General features: G+C 73.5%; 10 protein-coding genes. 9 read left to right on the top strand and 1 reads right to left on the bottom strand.

Features of this window, described 5'->3' with window-relative positions; translation table 11 throughout:
* Positions 1 to 150 precede the first annotated feature (150 nt).
* The 9 genes from ACFVS0_RS15400 to ACFVS0_RS15360 all read left to right on the top strand — a co-directional run bounded on the left by ACFVS0_RS15400 (position 151) and on the right by ACFVS0_RS15360 (position 13,408).
* Positions 151 to 1,971 carry an ABC transporter ATP-binding protein gene (locus tag ACFVS0_RS15400; RefSeq protein WP_430584220.1) on the top strand — a complete coding sequence of 607 codons (1,821 nt, stop codon included), beginning with the start codon at positions 151 to 153 and terminating at the stop codon, positions 1,969 to 1,971.
* A gap of 112 nt (positions 1,972 to 2,083) precedes the next feature.
* Positions 2,084 to 3,214: a LacI family DNA-binding transcriptional regulator gene (locus ACFVS0_RS15395; protein ID WP_430588438.1), complete on the top strand. Its 1,131-nt coding sequence runs from the start codon at positions 2,084 to 2,086 to the stop codon at positions 3,212 to 3,214.
* Between the two features lie 160 nt (positions 3,215 to 3,374).
* Complete coding sequence (locus ACFVS0_RS15390) at positions 3,375 to 5,036, top strand: ABC transporter substrate-binding protein (RefSeq protein WP_430552343.1); 1,662 nt, start codon at positions 3,375 to 3,377, stop codon at positions 5,034 to 5,036.
* Between the two features lie 87 nt (positions 5,037 to 5,123).
* On the top strand, positions 5,124 to 6,104 hold the full coding sequence (locus tag ACFVS0_RS15385) for an ABC transporter permease (RefSeq protein ID WP_429730146.1): 981 nt from the start codon (positions 5,124 to 5,126) through the stop codon (positions 6,102 to 6,104).
* A gap of 5 nt (positions 6,105 to 6,109) precedes the next feature.
* A complete protein-coding gene (locus tag ACFVS0_RS15380; protein ID WP_430552344.1) occupies positions 6,110 to 7,078 on the top strand; it encodes an ABC transporter permease in 969 nt (322 codons plus the stop codon).
* Positions 7,075 to 8,769 (top strand): ABC transporter ATP-binding protein, encoded by a 1,695-nt coding sequence (locus ACFVS0_RS15375; protein ID WP_430588437.1) that lies wholly within the window; start codon positions 7,075 to 7,077, stop codon positions 8,767 to 8,769. The genes ACFVS0_RS15380 and ACFVS0_RS15375 overlap by 4 nt, the downstream gene beginning before the upstream one ends.
* A complete protein-coding gene (locus ACFVS0_RS15370; protein WP_430588436.1) occupies positions 8,766 to 9,683 on the top strand; it encodes an alpha/beta fold hydrolase in 918 nt (305 codons plus the stop codon). Before ACFVS0_RS15375 ends, ACFVS0_RS15370 begins: the two co-directional genes overlap by 4 nt.
* Positions 9,684 to 9,752: 69 nt before the next feature.
* On the top strand, positions 9,753 to 10,928 hold the full coding sequence (locus ACFVS0_RS15365; RefSeq protein WP_430588435.1) for a glycoside hydrolase family 1 protein: 1,176 nt from the start codon (positions 9,753 to 9,755) through the stop codon (positions 10,926 to 10,928).
* A 239-nt stretch (positions 10,929 to 11,167) separates the two neighbouring features.
* Positions 11,168 to 13,408, top strand: coding sequence for a glycoside hydrolase family 3 N-terminal domain-containing protein (locus ACFVS0_RS15360; RefSeq protein WP_430588434.1), 2,241 nt, complete (start codon positions 11,168 to 11,170; stop codon positions 13,406 to 13,408).
* A 34-nt stretch (positions 13,409 to 13,442) separates the two neighbouring features.
* Here ACFVS0_RS15360 and ACFVS0_RS15355 read toward each other — a convergent pair whose 3' ends face one another.
* A complete protein-coding gene (locus ACFVS0_RS15355) occupies positions 13,443 to 19,811 on the bottom strand; it encodes a hypothetical protein (protein WP_430588433.1) in 6,369 nt (2,122 codons plus the stop codon).
* Positions 19,812 to 19,816: the final 5 nt, after the last annotated feature.

The raw sequence follows: 19,816 nt of genomic DNA, 5'->3' as shown, positions 1-19,816 counted from the left end.
GGCGAACGCTACACCCGTGGAATGGAATAGTGCTTGACCGGGTTGGAACACTCGTGTTCCACTTTGGAATCCGGCCGACCGCTGCGAACCGCCGCCAATACCGTCAACCAGGGTTGACGAGACCGAGGAGCGTCAACGATGGTTGACAGCATGACCGCCACCGCACCGCCGACCCCCGAGACGTCCGGCCGCGAGCGCCTGCGCATCCTGCTCGGCTTCGTGCGCCCGCACCGCCGCACCCTCGCGCTCGGGCTGGTGCTCGGCCTGCTGGCCACCGCGATGAGCCTCGCCACCCCGATGGTCACCAAGTGGGTGCTCGACACCCTGTCGACCGGCGCGTCGCTGGGCGGGCCGGTCGCCTGGCTGCTCGCGCTCATGGTCGTCGGCTCCGTCGTGGGGCTGTTCCAGTGGATCCTGCTGGGCCGCCTCGCGGAGGACGTCGTCTACGAGGCCCGGTCGTCGATCGTCACGCGCTACCTGCGGGCCAAGGTCGGCGCCATCACGTCCAAGCCGGCCGGCGAGCTCGTCACCCGGGTCACCTCCGACACCCTGCTGCTGCGCGAGGCGACGTCGAACAGCCTGGTCAGCCTCGTCAACGGGTTCATCTCGCTGGTCGGCACGCTCGTGCTCATGGCGGTGCTCGACCTCACGCTGCTCGGCTCCACCGTCGTGGCGATCGTCGTCGTGGCCGTCGCGATGGGCCTGCTCCTGCCCGGCATCGGCAAGGCGCAGCACCGCACGCAGGAGGCGGTGGGCCGCCTGGGCGGCGCCGTCGAGGGCGCGGTGCGCGCCGTGCGCACGGTCAAGGCCAGCGGGGCCGAGGAGCGCCAGGGGACGAAGATCCTCGGCGACGCGCGGGAGGCGCGGAAGCACGCGGTGACGGCGGTCAAGACCGAGGCGGTCGCGTGGACCGTCTCGTGGGGCGGCATCCAGCTCGCCATCATCGTGATCCTCGGGCTGGGCGCCTGGCGCGTCTCGCAGGACCTGCTCGCCGTCTCCAGCCTCGTGGCCTTCCTGCTCTACGCGTTCAACATCGTGGGGCCGATCTCGGAGCTCACCCAGGCGTTCACCACCCTCCAGTCCGGCCTCGCCGCGGCGGAGCGGATCCGGGAGGTCGGGACGATGGAGCTCGAGGAGGACGACGCCGCGCGCCCGGCCGTCGCGCCGCGCGCCGCGGGGGCCGCGCACCACGACGGCGACGACGACCGGGACCGACCGGCCAGGCCGGTCCTCGTGCTCGACGGCGTCACGGCGGGCTACGCCGAGGACACGCCGGTGGTGCACGACGTCACGCTCGAGGTGCCGCGCCGCGGGCACGTGGCGCTCGTCGGCCCCTCCGGGGCGGGCAAGACGACGCTGCTCTCGCTGCTGCTGCGCTTCCTCGAGCCGACCGGCGGCGAGGTGCGGCTCGACGGCGTGCCGTACCGCGACCTGACCCACGCGCAGGTGCGCGCCCGGTTCGCCTACGTGGAGCAGGAGACGCCGGTGGTGCCGGGCACCATCCGGGAGAACCTGCTGTTCAGCCGCCCCGACGCCACCGACGACGAGGTGCGCGCGGTGCTCGAGGCGGTGCGCCTGGCCGCCGACCTCGACGCCCTGCCCGACGGCCTGGACACCTCCCTGGTGTCGTCGGCCGTCTCGGGCGGGCAGCGGCAGCGGATCGCCCTGGCGCGCGCGCTGCTCAAGGAGCCGGACGTGCTGCTGCTCGACGAGGCGACGTCGCAGGTGGACGGCCTCACCGAGGCGGCGATCCACGACGCGATCCGCGCGCACACCCGGCACGGCGCCGTCGTGACCGTCGCGCACCGGCTGTCCACGGTGCTCGACGCCGACCGGATCCTCGTCATGGAGGGCGGCCGCGTGCGCGCGAGCGGCACCCACGAGGAGCTGCACGCCACGGACGAGCTGTACCGCGACCTGGTGGCGGCGCTGCGCATCGCCGTCGACGCCGAGCCCGCCCCCGCCGCCTGACAGCACCCGCGGCGGGGCGCTGACCGGCCGCGATGCCGGGATGTATGCGCAGTCACTATCGTGGGACCGCTCGCACGGCCGTGCGGGCGACGCATGCGGTCAAGGAGTTCCGGTGGCGAAGGCCCCCACGGTGTACGACGTCGCGCAGCGCGCGGGGGTCTCGATCGCGACGGTCTCGCGGGTGCTGCGCCGCCCCGACGACGTGCGCGAGCGCACCCGCACGGTGGTGCACGAGGCGATCCGCGAGCTGGGTTACGTGCCGTCCGGAGCGGCACGCGGGCTGGCCGCGCGCTCGACGGGCGTGCTGGGCCTGTGCTTCCCCGACGTGGACGGCATCGACGAGGCCGCCGACCTGCCCGACCCGGTGCGGGTGGGCGAGGCGGTCGAGGTGGTGCGCGACGTCGGCGGCCCGGTGACCGCGCGGTGGAGCAACCTGTACCTGGGCGAGGTGATGCGCGGCGCGGAGCTGGAGGCGTGGCGCACCGGCCACGCGGTGATGATCGGCGTGGCGCGCGGGCTGCGCCGCGCGCAGGCGGTCAACGAGCTCGCCGGCCGCGTGGACGGCCTGGCGGTGCTGTCGAAGTCGGTGCCCGACGACCTGCTGGCGCACATCGCGCGCCGGGTCCCCGTCGTCGTGATGGCCGGCCCGCCGCAGGACGACGCCTACGACCACATCTCGGTGGACAACCGCGCGGGCACCCGCGCCCTGGTGGACCACCTGATCGCCGACCACGGCCTGCGCGACCTCGCGTTCGTGGGCGGGCCGTTCGACTCCCCCGACGCGCACGAGCGCTTCCAGGGCTTCCGCGACGCGCTCGCCGCGGCGGGGCTCGAGGTGCCCGCCGAGCCGGCCGCCCGCAGCGACTTCACGCGGGCCGGGGCGCGGGACCTCGCCCGCACGATGCTCGCGGCCCACGTGACCGGCCGCGGCACGGGGACCACCGGGCACGCGCTCCCCCGCGCGCTGGTGTGCTCCAACGACCAGACGGCGCTCGGTTTCCTCGACGTGCTCACCGAGGCGGGCGTCGACGTCCCGGGCGACGTCGTCCTCACCGGGTTCGACGGCATCGACGCCACGCAGGCCTCGATCCCCCGGCTCACCACGGTGAGCCAGCCGATGGTCGAGCTCGGGCGCGCGGCGGTGGAGCTGCTCCGCACCCGGCTGGCCGACCCGTCGTCGCCGGCGGCGACGGTGAACCTGCCCGTGCGCGTGCTGCTGCGCGAGAGCTGCGGCTGCTCGTGACCCCTGCCGCCCGGGAGGGCCACGGAGCACGTCCGGGCCACTGGCCACACGGTTTGCCGCTCCGAAATGTATGCGCATACACTCGCCGGGACGTCGCACGCCGACCCCGGCGTGCGCGGGCCCTCACAGGAGAGGCCTCGACGAAGAGGAGTGGATGTCCATGACGCGCACAGCGCGCTCGGGGCGGCGCCTGGCCGCCATCGCGGCCACCGTCGCGGTGCTGGCCACGGCGGCCTGCTCGGCACCGGTGCAGAACAAGGGGGACGACGGCGCCGCTGGTGGCGCGACGTCGATGCTCATCGCGGCCGACAACGGCTCGCCGACGTTCGACCGGAACTTCAACCCGTACTCGTCCGGCAAGCGCAACACGACGACGTACATGTACGAGCCGCTGGTCATCATCAACGAGATGAGCGGCGAGGAGACCCCCTGGCTCGCCACGGGGTACGAGCAGCCCGACGCGAAGACCGTCGTCTTCACCATCCGTGACGGCGTGACGTGGTCCGACGGCGAGCCCCTCACCGCCGAGGACGTCAAGTACTCCTTCGACCTCGTCAAGAAGCACCCCGAGATGGACCTCAAGGGCGCGTGGTCGCACCTGAAGTCGGTCGAGGTGGACGGCACGACCGTCGTCGCGCACCTGCAGACCGAGGACGTCCCCGCCGCGAAGATCCTCGCCCAGCAGCTCATCGTGCCGGAGCACATCTGGTCCGAGGTCGACGACCCGGTCACCTGGACCAACGAGGAGCCCGTCGGGTCCGGCCCCTACACGCTCGGCGAGTTCACGCCGAACCAGTACACGCTGAAGAAGAACGCGTCGTACTGGCAGGCGGACAAGGTGGCCGTCGAGGAGCTCGTGCAGCCCGCCGCCAACTCCGAGCTGGACATCGTCAACAACGGCTACGACTGGGCCTACGCGTTCATGAGCGACGTCGAGGACACCTGGGTCAAGGCCGACCCCGAGAACAACACCTACTGGTTCCCGGCGGGCGCGGCGATCTCCCTCATCCCGAACATGACGAAGGCCCCGTACGACGACGTCGACTTCCGCAAGGGCATCGCGCTGGCCCTGGACAAGCAGGTCATCGCCGACAAGGCCGAGCAGGGCTACGTCGACCGGGCCAGCCAGACCGGCCTCATGCTGCCCAACCAGGAGGCGATCCTCGACACGTCGATCCCGAACCAGGGGTACATCGACCAGGACACGGACGCCGCCCTCGCGTCGTTCGAGAAGGCCGGGTACACGAAGAAGGGCGACAAGCTCGTCGACTCGTCCGGCAAGCCGCTGAAGATCACGATCACGACCCCGAACGGCTGGTCGGACTGGCTGCAGGGCGTCGAGCAGGTCAAGGGCCAGCTCACCGCGATCGGCATCGACGTCAGCGTCGTGCAGCCGCAGGCCGCCGCGTACCAGAAGGAGCTCCGCACGGGCGACTTCGACATGATCATGGGCACCGTCGGCGGCACCGGGCAGCCGTTCCAGGACTACAACGGCCTCATGGGCTCGGAGTTCCTGCTGCCCGTCGGCAAGACCTCCGCCGGCAACTTCGGCCGCTTCGAGTCGAAGGAGGCCGACGAGCTCCTCGCCGAGCTCAAGGTGACCACCGACGAGGCGAAGCAGCTCGAGATCACGCACCAGCTCGAGCAGATCACGTACGAGCAGCTGCCGATGATCGCCCTGTTCTACGGCGGCTCGTGGGGCCTGTTCTCGAACAAGAACTTCACCGGCTGGCCCAGCGCGGACGACCCCTACGCCTCCCCCAAGACGTGGGACTCCACCCCGCTGCTGATCCTCACGCACCTCCAGCCCGCCCAGGGCTGACCCCCGCGCGCCGGCCGGGCCCGACGACCGTCGTCAGGCCCGGCCGGCACCCCCTGCCCCACCGAACCGACCGACCCGGAGGCTCCGTTGCGCTACGCGCTCCGCAAGCTCGGCCTGCTGGTCCTCACGCTGTGGGCGGCGGTGACGCTGAACTTCGTCATCCCGCGCCTCATGCCCGGCTCCCCCGCTGACGCGGCCATCGCCAAGCTCGCCCAGAACGGCCCCGTGACGCCGTCGGTGCAGGCGGCGATCGAGGCCCAGCTCGGCGTGCCCGGCGGCAGCATCTGGGACCAGTACGTCACGTACCTGAACAACGTCATCCACCTCGACTTCGGGGTGTCGTACACCTTCTTCCCGCAGCAGGTCTCCGAGCTCGTGGCCGGCGCCCTGCCCTGGACGCTGATCATGGTCGGCGCCGTCACCGTCGTGGCGTTCGTGCTCGGCACCCTGATCGGCATCGGGGCGGCCTGGAAGCGCGGCACCTGGATGGACTCCCTGCCCACGGTGGCCGGCAGCTTCCTCTCCGCGTTCCCCTACTTCTGGACCGCGCTCCTCATCGTCTTCTTCCTCGGCTACGTGCTCGGCTGGTTCCCCACCTCGGGCGCCTACTCCGCCACCGCGGTGCCGAACCTGTCGTGGGAGTTCCTCGGCGACGTGCTGTACCACGCGGCCCTGCCCGCGGTGACGATCCTCATCACGTCGCTCGGCGGCTGGATCCTCGGCATGCGCAACACGATGATCAACACGCTCGGCGACGACTACGTGACGTTCGCCGAGGCCAACGGCCTGCGCGGCCGCACCGTCGCGATCCGCTACGCCGCCCGCAACGCGATCCTGCCGAACCTCACCGGCTTCGGCATGGCCCTCGGCGGCGTCGTCGGCGGGTCCCTGCTCGTGGAGCAGGTGTTCGCCTACCCCGGCGTCGGCTACCTGCTGTTCAACGCCGTCACCAACCAGGACTTCCCGCTGATGCAGGCGCTCTTCCTCATGATCACCGTGAGCGTGCTGCTCGCGAACTTCCTGGTGGAGATCCTCTACGGCGTCCTCGACCCCCGAACGAGGCGGTGACCCCGATGGCTGACCCGACCACCACGACCACCGCGACGATCCCGGACCCCGAGGGCCCCGCCCCCGAGTCCGTGCAGGGCCCCTCCCGGCCCGCCCGCACCCGCCTCGGCCGCACCGGCCAGGTGCTCGGCCGCGCGTTCGCGACCGTCTGGGCCAACCCCAAGGCCCGCGTGGGGCTCGTCATCCTGGGGATGTTCGTCCTCATGGCGATCTTCGCGCCCTTGCTCGCCCCGTACTCCCCGCACGACGACTCGTTCGCCCGCAACGAGCCCGGCAGCGCCGCGCACTGGCTCGGCACCACCGGCGCCGGCGAGGACGTGCTGTCCCAGGTGATCTACGGCGCCCGCGTCTCGCTGCTGGTCGGCTTCGTCGCCGGCGGCCTGTCGACGCTCGTCGCCGTCGTCATCGGCCTGTCGTGGGGCTACCTGCGCGGCTGGGGCAACGACGTCGTCAACTTCCTCGTCAACCTGTTCCTCGTGATGCCGGGCCTGCCGCTGATGATCATCATCGCGGCGTACCTGCAGAACGGCGGGCTGCCGATGATCATCCTGGTCGTCGTCATCACCGGCTGGGCCTGGGGCGCCCGCGTGCTGCGCTCGCAGACGCAGTCGCTGCGCTCGCGCGACTTCGTCACGGCGGCGATCTTCTCCGGCGAGAGCTCGGCCCGCGTCATCTTCCGCGAGATCCTGCCGAACATGACCTCGATGATCGCGGGGTCGTTCTTCGGCGCCGCGACGTCGGCGGTGCTCGCCGAGTCCGGCCTGTCGTTCCTCGGCCTGGGCGACATGGCCACCGTGAGCTGGGGCTCGATGATCTTCTGGGCCCAGAACTCGATGGCGATCCTCACCGGCCAGTGGATCCTCCTGTTCGCCCCGGGCCTGTGCATCGCGCTGCTGGCGACCTCCATGACCCTCGTGAACTTCGGCGTCGACGGGTTGTCCAACCCGCGCCTGCGGGAAGGGACCGGCCGATGAGCCTGCTCGAGATCCAGGACCTGTCCGTCGTCTACGAGCCCCGCGGGGCCACCCCGACGCACGCCGTCAAGAACGCGAGCCTCACCCTGGAGCAGGGCGAGTTCGTGGGCCTGGTCGGCGAGTCCGGCTCCGGCAAGTCGACGCTCGGCTTCGCGATCACGCGGCTCGCCAAGGCCCCCGCGCGCATCTCCGGCGGGCGCATCGTGTTCGACGGCACCGACATCGCGCACCTGGACGCCGAGGAGCTGCGCGCGCAGCGCCGCGGCGGGTTCGCGATGGTGCTCCAGTCGGGCATGAACGCGCTCAACCCGGTGCGCAGCATCGCGAACCACTTCGGCGACATCTTCGCCGCGCACGGTCACGTGCCGAAGGGGAAGCGCCGCCAGCGCGCCGTCGAGCTGCTCGACAAGGTGCAGCTGCCCTCCACGGTGCTCGACCGCTACCCCGGCGAGCTCTCCGGTGGCATGCGCCAGCGCGTCTCGATCGCGCTCGCCCTGTCTCTCGAGCCGCGGCTGATGGTGTTCGACGAGCCCACCACGGCCCTCGACGTGCTGGTGCAGCACGCGGTCATGGACACCACCCGCGAGCTGCAGGCCGCGGAGGGCTTCACCGCCGTGCTCATCTCGCACGACCTCGGCGTGGTGCTGGAGTCGGCGGAGCGCGTCGTCGTCATGCACGACGGCGAGATCGTCGAGGACGGCGCGTCGCGGCAGATCTTCTCCGCGCCCGCCCACCCGTACACGCAGATGCTGCTGAGCCACTACGCCGACCCGCGGGCCGAGGTCGTGGAGCTGCCCGGCTTCGAGCGCAAGGCGCCGGCCGCCGGGCGCGCGAGCGGGGACGGCGAGGCCCGCCCCGGCGATCACGAGGGGCGGGCCGCCGCCCACGACGCGATCGTCGTGGACCACGTGTCGAAGGTGTACCCGCCGCCGCGCCGCGGCGAGCAGGCCGTCACCGCCGTCGACGACGTCTCGTTCCGGCTGGAGCCGGGGGCGGCGATGGCTCTGGTGGGCCAGTCGGGCTCCGGCAAGTCGACCATCGCGAAGATGGTCACCGGCGTGGAGCGGCCGACGTCGGGCACCGTGACCTTCGGCGACCTGCGGGTCGACCGGCTGCGCCGGCGCCGGCTCAAGACGCTGCACGCCGACGTCCAGATGGTCTTCCAGGACCCGTACTCGGCGCTCAACCCGCTGCACACCGTGGAGTACACGCTCACCCGGCCGGTGGAGAACTTCACCGCGCTCAAGGGCGAGGCCGCGCGCGAGCGCGTGCTGGAGCTGCTGGAGACCGTGGGCCTCACGCCCGTCGAGCAGTACGCGGCCAAGCTGCCGCACCAGCTGTCGGGCGGGCAGCGCCAGCGCGTCGTCGTCGCGCGCGCCCTGGCCTCGAACCCGCAGGTGCTCATCGCCGACGAGCCGGTCTCCATGCTCGACGTGTCGCTGCGCGCCGGCGTGCTCAGCCTGCTGGAGGACCTGCGCGCCGACCTCGGCGTCTCGCTGCTGTACATCACGCACGACCTGCTGTCGGCGCGCGTCGTGACCGACCAGATCATGGTGCTGCACCACGGCAGGGTCGTGGAGTCCGGCGGCACCACCCAGGTGCTGCGGTTCCCCGAGGACGCGTACACGACGCGGCTGCTGGACGCGATCCCGCAGCCCGCGCGCCGCTTCTCCGACGGGGCTGCGTCGTGACGGCGCCCGCCTCGACGGCCGTCCGGCCGGGCACGCCGTTCTCGGTGCTGCCGCTGCCGGACGGCGTCGAGCCGCTGGTGCTCGACGTGCCGGTGGGGCCGCTCACCGCGCTCCGGTCGGTCGTGCCGGCCGGCGTGGAGCGCCGCGCCGTGGCCCTGCTCGTGCCCGGGTTCACCGGGTCGCGGGAGGACCACCGGCTGCTGCTGCCGCTGCTGGCCGAGCGCGGCGTCGAGGCGTGGACGTACTCCCAGCGCGGGCAGGCCGACTCGGCCGCCCCGCGCGGGGTGGGCGCGTACCGCCGCGACGACTTCACGGGCGACGCGCTCGACGTCGCGGCCCTCGTGACCGCGGCGGCCGGGATCGAGCCCGGCGCCCTGCACCTGCTGGGGCACAGCTTCGGCGGCACGGTCGCGGCGGCCACCGTCGTGCGCGACGCCGCGCCGTTCGCCAGCCTCACGATGCTCTGCTCGGGCCCGCACGGCTGGCCCGGGCGCAAGGACGCCGAGCGCGACCGGCTGCTCGCCGCCGCCGGGCTGGTCGACCTGTGGACGCTCGACAACCCCGGGCTCGCCCGGCGGCTGGCCGAGGACCCGCAGGAGCTGGCCGACCTCGACGTCGACGCCCGCTTCCACCGGGACCGCTCGGTCGCGACCAGCGTGGACAACCTCCTGGGCGCCATCGACGTCCTCGCCGACGTCCGCGACGTCACGCCCGACCTGGCCGCCACCGGCCTCCCGGTGCTGGTCGCGCACGGCGTGGACGACGCCGCGTGGCCGCAGCCGTGGCAGCGCGCCATGGCCGAACGGCTCGCCGCCCGCTACGCCGTCGTCGACGGCGCCGGGCACCTGCCCAACGTCGAGAACCCCGCCGCGACGGCGGACCTCCTGGCCGGCTTCTGGACCACCACCCGCTGAACCGCCACTCCGCGCCGGGCCGCCGCGCCCGCGCCTCTTTGCACCGCACCACAACGTAAGGACCATCCCGTGCTGCACTTCCCCGAGGGCTTCCGCTGGGGCGCCGCCACCGCGGCCCACCAGATCGAGGGCAACAACGTCTCCAGCGACTGGTGGGTGCGCGAGCACGCCGCCGGCACGTCGATCGTCGAGCCCAGCGGCGACGCCGCGGACAGCTACCACCGCTACCGCGAGGACATGACGCTCCTGCGCGACGCCGGCCTGGACACCTACCGCTTCTCCATCGAGTGGGCGCGGATCGAGCCCGAGGAGGGCTTCGTCTCCCGCGCCGAGATCGCGCACTACCGCCGCATGGTGGAGACGTGCCTCGAGCTCGGCATCACGCCGATGGTCACGCTCATGCACTTCACGGTGCCGCGCTGGTTCTACGCCGAGGGCATGTGGCGCTCCCCGAAGGCGGCGGACCGCTTCGCCCGCTTCACCGAGCTCGCCCTGCCGATCCTCGGGAACGACGTCGACTACGTCTGCACCATCAACGAGCCGAACATCGCCGCGATGATCGCGGGCGGCGAGGACCCGGCCAACCTGGTCGCGTACGGACTGCCCGACCCCGACCTCCAGGTCGCGGACACGCTGCTCGAGTGCCACACCCGCTCTCGGGAGATCCTCGCCGGCGTCGGCGGCATCAACTCGGGCTGGACCATCGCGACGCAGGACTTCCAGCCGGAGCCCGGCTGCGAGGACGTGGCGCACGAGTACGGCCACCAGCGCGACGACTGGTACCTCGAGGCCGCCCGCGGCGACGACTGGGTGGGCGTCCAGGCCTACACCCGCACGATCATCGGCCCCGACGGCCCGCGCCAGGTGCCCGACGGCGTCGAGACCACGCTGACCGGCTGGGAGTTCTACCCCCTCGCCCTGGAGCACGGCGTCCGCGCCGCGTGGGAGAAGACCGAGGGCGTCCCCGTGTTCGTCACCGAGAACGGCATGGCGACCCAGGACGACGCGCGTCGCATCGACTACACCGAGGGCGCGCTGGCCGGCCTGCACTCCGCCATTTCCGACGGCGTCGACGTGCGCGGCTACCTGCACTGGAGCCTGCTGGACAACTACGAGTGGGCCTCCGGGTTCCGCCCGACGTTCGGCCTGGTCGAGTTCGACAAGGAGACCTTCGAGCGCCGCCCGAAGCCGTCGCTGGGCTGGCTCGGCTCCGTCGCACAGGCGAACGGCCTCACCGTCCGCTGACCTCCGCCGAGGTAGTTCCGTACTCCGCGAGGTAGTTCCGGACTCCGCGAGGTAGCTCCGGGATCCGCGAGGTAGCTCCGGGATCCGCGAGGTAGTTCGCATCCTGGCGAGGTAGTCGACTACCTCGCGGGATCTCGAACTACCTCGGCAAATCTCGAACTACCTCGCGGATCTCTGGACTACCTCGCGGCCGGCTGAACTACCTCGGCACGCCCGCCCCCGACGGAAGACTCTGCGCCATGACCGACCTGCCGTACCGCGACCCGTCCCTGTCCCCCGCCGACCGCGTGGACGACCTGCTGCGCCGCATGACGCTGCCCGAGAAGGTGGGGCAGATGCTGCAGCTCAACGCGATGGACGACCTCGAGGACATCGTCGTCGGGCGGCTGGCGGGGTCGATCCTGCACGCGTCGCCGTCGCGCGTCGTCGAGGCGATCGAGCTGGCGCGCGGCACGCGGCTGGCGATCCCGCTGCTGGTGGCCGACGACGCCATCCACGGGCACGGGTTCTTCCCCGGCGCGACGGTCTTCCCCAGCCAGCTGGGGATGGCGGCGACCTGGGATCTCGACCTGGTGGAGCGGGCGGCGCGGGCGACGGCGGTCGAGGCCGCCGCGACCGGCCTGCACTGGACGTTCTCCCCCGTGCTGTGCGCGACGCGCGACCTGCGCTGGGGCCGCGTCAACGAGACGTTCGGCGAGGACCCGTACCTCATCGGGGAGCTGGGCGCCGCGATGGTGCGCGGCTACCAGGGCGACGGGCTGACCGACCCCACCGCCGTCCTGGCGACGGCGAAGCACTTCGCCGGCTACTCCGAGACGCAGGGCGGCCGCGACGCCACGGAGGCCGACCTCACGCCGCGCAAGCTGCGCTCCTGGTTCCTGCCGCCGTTCGAGCGCGTGGTCCGCGAGGGCGTGCGCACCGTGATGATCGGCTACCAGGCCATCGACGGCGTCCCGATCACCACGAGCCGCTGGCTGCTGCAGGGCGTGCTCAAGGACGAGTGGGGCTTCGACGGCACCCTCGTCACCGACTGGGACAACGTGGGCCGCATGGTGTGGGAGCAGTTCGTCAGCCCCGACCACGCCGCCGCGTCGGCCGCCGCCGTCGGCGCCGGCAACGACGTGATCATGGCGACGCCGAGGTTCTTCGAGGGCGCGCAGGAGGCCGTCGCCGACGGCCGGATCGACGTGGCACGGCTCGACGACGCGGTACGGCGCGTCCTGCGCCTCAAGGTCGACCTCGGGCTGTTCGAGGACCCGCGCGCGCCCGTCGCCGAGCGCATCGAGGCGGTCGTCGGGTCCGCCGCGCACCGCGACCTGGCGCTCGACGTCGCGCGCGGCTCCCTCGTGCTGCTGGAGAACGACGGCACGCTGCCGCTCGACCCGGCCCGCCCGCACCGCGTCGCCGTCGTCGGGCCGAACGCCGACGACCCGCACGCCCAGCTCGGCGACTGGGCCGGTGCGTCGGGCCAGGTGAGCTGGATCCGCGACGGCCACCCGCGCGAGCTGACCGAGACGGTGCTGGACGGGCTGCGCGCCGTCGCGCCGGCGTCGTGGGAGGTCACCTACGCCCGGGGCGCGAACGTCGTGGAGCTGGGCCCCGACCCGGACGGCACCCACTACCCCGACGGGCAGCCCCGGCCGCCGGCCGCGCTGCCCGCCCCGTCCGACCCGGCCCTGCTGGCCGAGGCGGAGGAGGCGGCCCGCGCCGCGGACGTCGTCGTCGCCGTGCTGGGCGACGAGGTCGCGCTCGCCGGCGAGGGGAAGTCCACCGCCACCCTGGAGCTCCAGGGCGGCCAGGTGGAGCTGCTGGAGCGGCTGGTCGCGACCGGCACGCCCGTGGTCGTCGTCCTCGTCGCCTCCAAGCCGCTCGTGCTGCCCGCGGCCGTGGCCGAGGCCGCCGCCCTGGTGCACGCCGCCAACCCCGGCATGCGCGGCGGCCGGGCCGTCGCGGAGCTGCTGCTCGGGCTGGTCGAGCCGACCGGCCGCCTGCCGATCTCCTACGCCCTGCACGCCGGGCAGCAGCCCGTCTTCTACCACCAGGTGCGCGGCCAGCACGGCACGCGGTACGCCGACCTCACGCAGCGCCCGCCGTACGTGTTCGGCGAGGGCCGGTCGTACACGACCGTCGAGTACTCGGGTCTCGTGCTGGACGCCGCCGACGTGGCGGCCGACGGCGTGGTGCGCGGCCGCGTCACCGTGGCCAACACCGGCCCCCGCCCGGCGGTCGAGACCGTGCAGGTCTACGTGAGCGACAAGGTCACGTCGGTGACGTGGGCCGACCGCGAGCTCAAGACGTTCCGCCGCGTGCCGCTGACGCCCGGCGAGCGCGTCGTCGTCGAGATCGAGGTGCCCGCCACGGACTGCACGATCGTCGACGCCGGCGGGCGCCGCGTCGTCGAGCCCGGCGAGTTCGAGCTGCTCGTCGGCCCGAGCTCGCGCCGCGACGACCTCCTGGTCGCTCCCTTCCGCATCTCCTGACGGCTTCCGGCGCGGGGCCTCCTCGTCGGCGCGGTCAGCCCTCCCGGCGGCGCCGCGCGGCGGCGAGCAGCGCGAGCCCGACACCGGTCACGACCAGCGCCGCGATCGCCCACCCGACCACCTGCGCGCCCGTGACCGGCAGCGGCCCGGACGCCGACGGGGGCGCGGTCGTCGTGCCACCGGGGTCCCCGGGGCCGGGCGGCACCGCGGGGGCGCCCGACGTGGGGCCGGGCGACGACGGCACGCCGGACGGGCTGGGCGAGGGGCTCGGGGACGCGCTCGGCGACGGGCTCGGCGACGGGCTCGGCGACGGGCTCGGCTCCACGATGAGGATCTGCGCCTCGTCGGTGTCGTTGGGTTCGACCGTGTCCGGCTCGTCGTGGGTGACGACGCCGTCCACGGGCAGCACGTCGCCGGGGCTGCCGGTCGCCGTCCCGACGACCCGGTACACGACCGCCTCGCCCGGCGCGAGGTCCCCGACGTCGAGCGTCAGCGAGCCGACCACCCCGTCGGGCGGCTGTGGCCTCCCGGCCGGCCAGGACACCGCCACCCCGCTGTAGTCCGTCAGCCCGGGCGGCACGTCGAGCACGGCCACGACGTCGGTGGCGTCCCCGGGCCCCTCGTTGCGCACCGTCGCGGTGAGCTCCGCGCGCTCGCCGGACAGGTGGGTCTGCGTGGGCGGCGACAGCACCAGCGAGACGTCGGTGCCCGGCGGCGCGACGACCTCGCCGCAGCTCTCGCCCTCGTTGTCCGCGGCGGCCGGGTCGAGGGAGCCGGAGCCGACCAGCGCCGAGTTGCACAGGTTCTCGCCCGCCTGGTCGGCGGCCACGTCGAACGTCACGAGCACCGACGCCGACTCCCCCACCGGGATCCGGCCCACCGGACAGCGCACGATCGTCTCGGTGTCGCCGTTCGGGAGGCCGTGCGTCTCCGGGACGGGACAGTCGGCGCCGCCCTCGAGCTCCGCGGACACGAACGTCATGCCGCCCGGCACGGTGTCCGACACGACGACGTCCTCGGCGACGGACGGCCCGGCGTTGCGCATCGTCAGCCGCCACGTCGCCGGGCTCCCGGCGACCATCGGGTGCGGTTCGACGAGGTCCTTGACGAGGCTGGTGTCCGAGACGTGCTGGACGGTCAGCGTCAGCGGGGCCTCGTTGTCCTCCTCCGTGGTCTCCGGCGTGTCCGAGCGGATCACCGCCCGGCCGGAGTAGCTGCCCGCGGGGGTGTCGCCGGGGACGTGCACGGTCACGACGTTGGTGGTCGCGCCCCCTGCCTCCCACCGGGCCCCGGGCGTCAGGGGCTCGCAGTGCAGCACGTACCGGAAGTCCTCCCACGACGCCGTCGTGGGGTCGTCGGGCGGCGTGCGGTTCCAGGTGCAGTCGTTGAACGGCACGTCGACGCTGTCCGCGTAGGGCACGAACCCCGGCGGGAAGACGGTGTCGCCGTTCGTCCCGTCGGCCGTGGACGGGCCGTTGTTCACGGCGAAGCCGGTGAACGTCACGTCCTGGCCGGCCGCCGGCGTCAGCGTGCTCGCGGAGGCGGAGATACCGAGGTTCGTCACGCGCCGCACGTCGACGTCGGCCGTGGCGGTGTTGTCGTCCGGCGCGGCCTCGTTCGCCAGCAGGCCGACCGTGGCGGTGTTCGTCGCCGTGCCCGCCGCCAACGTGTCCGGCGTCGAGGCCACCACGTGGATCGTGGCCGAGCCGCCCGCCGGGACCGCGCCCAGCCGGCACGCGATCTCCTGGCCGGGCCCGTCGGGCACCTGCGGCCGGGCCTCGGTCTCGTCCACCGGCGTCGTCTGCGGCGGCGTGCAGTCCGACAGGGCGTCCACCAGCGTGAACCCGGCCGGCAGGGAGTCGGTGACGACCGCGTGCTCCACGCCGGACGCCCCCGAGTTCACGACGGTCAGCGTGTACCCGACCGTACCGCCCGCGTTGACGGTGGCCGCGTCGGGCGTCTTGACCAGGTGGAGGTCGGCGATCTCGACGACGTCGACCGCGGCGGCGTCCTGCACGCTCGTCGCGCCGCCGGCCAGCGGGGTGCCGGTGGTGGCCGTGGCGGTGTTCGGCACCTGCTCGGCGAACCGGTCGCCCCCGTTGAGGTTGTTGGCGTCCGGGTCCAGCGTGCCGTGCACGGTGACGACCACCGGGGCGGGCGCGGTCGCCCCCGACCAGCCGTGCACCGTGCCGAGCGAGCACGAGAGCGCGCTGCGCACGCCCCCGCCCGACTCCACCACGGGGGTGATCGTGCAGGTTCCACTGCCGGTGCTGGCCCCGGTGGCGACGAAGCCGAGCGGCAGCAGGTCCTCCACGACGACGTCCTGCGCGTCCGCGTACCCGGCACCCGGCACGGCGGCCTCGGGCACGGCGACCGCGATGCGGTAGGTGAAGGCGCCGCCGGCCACGAACGAGTCGTGCGTGCCGGTGGCCTCGTCCGGGTTGGGGACGGTGCCGGTCGCCGTCTTGGTGACGGCCAGGTCGGTCACGGGGGCGCCCACGACGGTGGACGCCTGCTGCGTGTTGTTCGTGAGGTCGGTGTCCGGGGTGGAGCTCGAGACCTGCGCCGTCTTCACGTAGGTGCCCGGGTCGACGTAGCTCGCCACCTCCAGGACGTAGTCGATGTCGACCGACTCGCCGGGCGCGAGGTCACGGCCGTCCAGGGTGCAGACGATCTCCCGTGCCGTCGCGGTGCAGTCCGTGGGCAGCGTCCCGGGGTCCACGAGCACGCCGTCCTCGGTGCGCTCGATGCGCAGGGTCACGTCGCGGGCGACCGACGGCCCCTCGTTGGACACCGTGAGGTGGACCCGGCGATGGGTGCCGGGGCCGGTCGCGTCCGGGTCCACGGGCTCGACGGAGAGCCCGGTGACCGCCACGTCCGCCTCGGCGACCACGGTGCTGGACGCCTGCGCGCTGTTGTTCGCCAGGTTGTTGTCGGGGTTGGTCTCCATGTTCCCCGTGACGACCGTGGCCGCGTTCACCAGCGTGGCCCCGGCCGCGACGTCCGGCGCCACGTCGACCGTGACCTCGACCGTCGCCGACGTCCCGGCGTCCAGGTTGGCCCCCAGCTGGCAGGTGAGCGTCTGCCCGCTGGTGCCGCAGGCGACGCTCTGACCGCCGCCGGAGGTGACGGTCGCGCCCTGGAAGGTCATGCCGTCCGGCAGCGTGTCCGTGAGGACCGGGCGGAGGGCGGCGAGGTTCTCGGTGACGTCGGCGGGGTCGTTCGTGTTGGTCACGACGAGGTCGTAGGTGGCGGTGCCGCCGGCCGTCACCGTGGCGTCCGCCGTCTTGGCGAGCGACAGGTCCACGAACGGGAGCCCGCTGAGCGTCCACGACGCCTCGTCGTTCGACGGGTCGGTGTCCCCCGGCGCGTCGATCGTGACCGTCTGCACGACGTCCGGGCCGCCCGCGAGCACCTCGTCGGCCTGCATCGCCACGGTGACGACGGCGGTCTCGCCGGGCGCGACCGGGCCGGGCACCGTGCACGTGAACCCGTCCGCGGTGACGTCCGCCGCGCACCCGGTGACGGGGTCCGCCCCGCGCAGGTCCAGCGCGTCCGGCAGGGCGTCGCTCACGTCGATGTCCCGCGCCGCGGACGGGCCGTTGTTGGTGATCGTGATCCGGTAGTCGACCGGCCGCGGCGCCTCGCCCGGCAGGGTCGTGCGGTTGGCCGTCTTGGTCACGGCGAGGTCGTACTCGGCGCGCACCGCGGTGTCGGACGTGGCGGTGTCGTTCCCGCCCGCCGGGTCGGTGGAGGTGGACGTCGCCGTCGCGGTGTTGCGGAGCGTGCCGGTCGTCCCGGGCGCCACGAGGCCGGTCACCGTGATCGTCACCGCCGCTCCCGCCGTGCCCGCGCCGGCGGACGGCAGGGCGCCGACCGGGCACGTGACCGTCCGGTCCTCGACGGTGCACGCGTCGCCGCGGGACGTCGTCGCCCCGATGCCGGTGACCCCGTCGGGGACGGCGTCCGTGACCACCACCCCGGTCGCGTCCGCGGGCCCGTAGTTCGTGGCGGTCACCGTCCATGCGATGCTCCGGCCCGCCACCACGTCGGCCGGGCCCGCCTTGGTGACCCGGACGTCGGCCTCCGGGTCGGCCGCCGTCACGGTCGCCGTCGCGGTGTTGTCGCCGGTCGCCTGGTCGGGCGTCGCCGACGTCACGGTCGCCGTGTTGCCGACCGTGACGCCCTCCGTGAGGTTCGTCGCGAGCGTCCCCGTCACGGTCACGGTCGCCGTCGCGCCCGCGGGGAGCGTGTCGAGCGTGCAGGTCGCCCCGCGGCCGGTCGGCTCCTCGCACGCGGGGGCGGACCCGTCCGCCGACGTGATCGTCGCGCCGGTGAGCGTGGCCCGGCCGGCGTCGTCGAGCGCGTCGGTGATCCGCACGGCACGTGCGTCGGACGGCCCGGCGTTCGACACCCGAAGGGTCCAGGTCGTCTCGGCGCCCGGGCCGGCCGTCGTCGGGGACGCCGTCTTGGTGACCGACAGGTCGGCCCTCCGCGCGAGCGTGACGGTGGCGCCGGAGACGTTGTTCGCGGGCGTCGGGTCCAGGGACGACGTGCTCACCGTCGCGACGTTGGTCAGGGACGTCGCCGTCGAGCCCGACGACGTCGTGCCGGTGAGGGTCACGGTCGCGGTCGCCCCGTCGGCGAGGTCACCGAGCGCGCAGCTCACGGTCCCGTCGGCCACGGAGCAGGTCCCGGCCGTGGACGTCGCGGTCACCCCGTCCCAGCCGGCGGGCACCGGGTCCGTGACCGTCACGTCCGTGGCGGCGTTCGGCCCGTCGTTGCGGACGACGAGCGTCGCGGTCACGTCCTGACCGACCGCCGCCGGGTCGGGGGACATCGTCTTCGTGACCGACACGTCGGCCTGCCGCGCCACGTCCACGGTCGCGGGCGGGGTCGTGTAGCGCGCCGCCGTCCCGGTGGTCGCCGTCGCGTAGTCGAGGTTCGCGAGGTTCGCGACGGTGGTCCCGCCCGCGTCGTCGTCCAGCGTCACCTGGAACGCGTAGGCGGGCGCCGCGCCGATGTCGACCGTGCCCCCGGCCGACGCCGTCGCCCCCGTCCCCACGCGGACGCGCACCGTCCGCCCGTCGACCTCACCCCGGTCGTCGCCCGCGCCGTCGGTGAGCCCGCCCGGCGGCGACACCGGCGACGCGAGGTAGCGCAACGACCCCGGCACGTAGGAGGTGCCGAGCGGCAGGTCGTCCTCCGACACGGCGTCGACGGCAGGGTCCTGCCCCGTGTTGGAGTAGTGGACCGTGTACTCCAGCGTGTCGCCCGGGCGGGCCGGACTGTGCCCGCTGAGGTTCACGACCGTCTTGGCCGACGCCGTGAAGTCGGGGGCGTAGAGGTTGATCGCCAGGCCCACCACCCCCGGGTAGTAGACGTCCCCGTTGCTGGAGAACGTGAAGGTCGCGCTCGTGGCGCCGTTCGGGATCACCCCCGAGGCACCGAGGTTCTTCACGTCGAACCCGAGCATGTTCCGGTGCGCGGGCGTGCGCGTGGCGACCGACGACCCGTTGGTGTCGTTGGTGGAGTCGAAGAAGTTGGAGCCCGGCGACGCCGCCGTCGCCAGCTGGGTGCTGTCGAGCCTCGTGTAGTCGCCGGTCTGCGACAGGTCGCCCTCGTAGGCCACCATCGTCAGCTGCGCGTCGACCGTGCCCGACCGGGGCGCGAGGAACCCCGAGACCTGCACCGACTGCGGGCTCCTGTTGCTCACGACGTCGAACCCGTCGAACACCGTGAGGTTGCGCAGCGGCAGGCCGGGGGCCGAGTACGCGACCGTGAGCGCCCAGCCGGCGTACCGGTCCTGCCCGGTCGCAGCGGCGACGTTCGCGCCCCAGTAGCTCCCGTTGCCCGCGGACCTGACGATCGCCGTGACGTCGGCGAACCGCTGGTACGCGCCGTAGCTCGAGGTGTTCGGGCCGAACTGGTCGCGGGCCGCCGTCGACGCCGCGACCGTGCGGTAGCCGGAGTCCCCGGGGGCGCGCAGCGACATCGCGCCGATCGCGCTCGCGGACGCGCTCTGCCCTCCGGCGCCGGCGTCCAGCCGCGCGCCCCAGTACAGGCCCGCCCACAGCACGGTCGCGCCCTCGGGCAGGTCGAGCCGGGACGCGGACGAGTTCGTCGTCCCGGGCGTCCCGTCGGCGTCGAGCTGCGTCATGGTGAAGGCGTTGTTGTCCGCGGCCGCGCCGTTCTGCGCGCTCGTGCAGGACGAGGACGCGCTGCACGTCAAGAGGTTGTTGCCGACGGTCGTGAGCGCGCCGTTGGCGTTGGTCGAGAACTTGACCGTGAACGGCTGCGTGGGGGCCGCCGACGCGGGCGCCGCCGCGGGCAGCGTGAGGGTGACGAAGGCCAGCGCGAGCGCACCCAGGGCCGCAGCCGCACGCCGGATCGCAGTACCCATGCCGC

This window comes from Isoptericola sp. NPDC058082, assembly GCF_042885055.1.
GTDB lineage: Bacteria > Actinomycetota > Actinomycetes > Actinomycetales > Cellulomonadaceae > Isoptericola.
The sequence above is the reverse complement of the archived record's forward strand: the minus strand, read 5'-3'. Positions and strand labels throughout refer to the sequence as shown.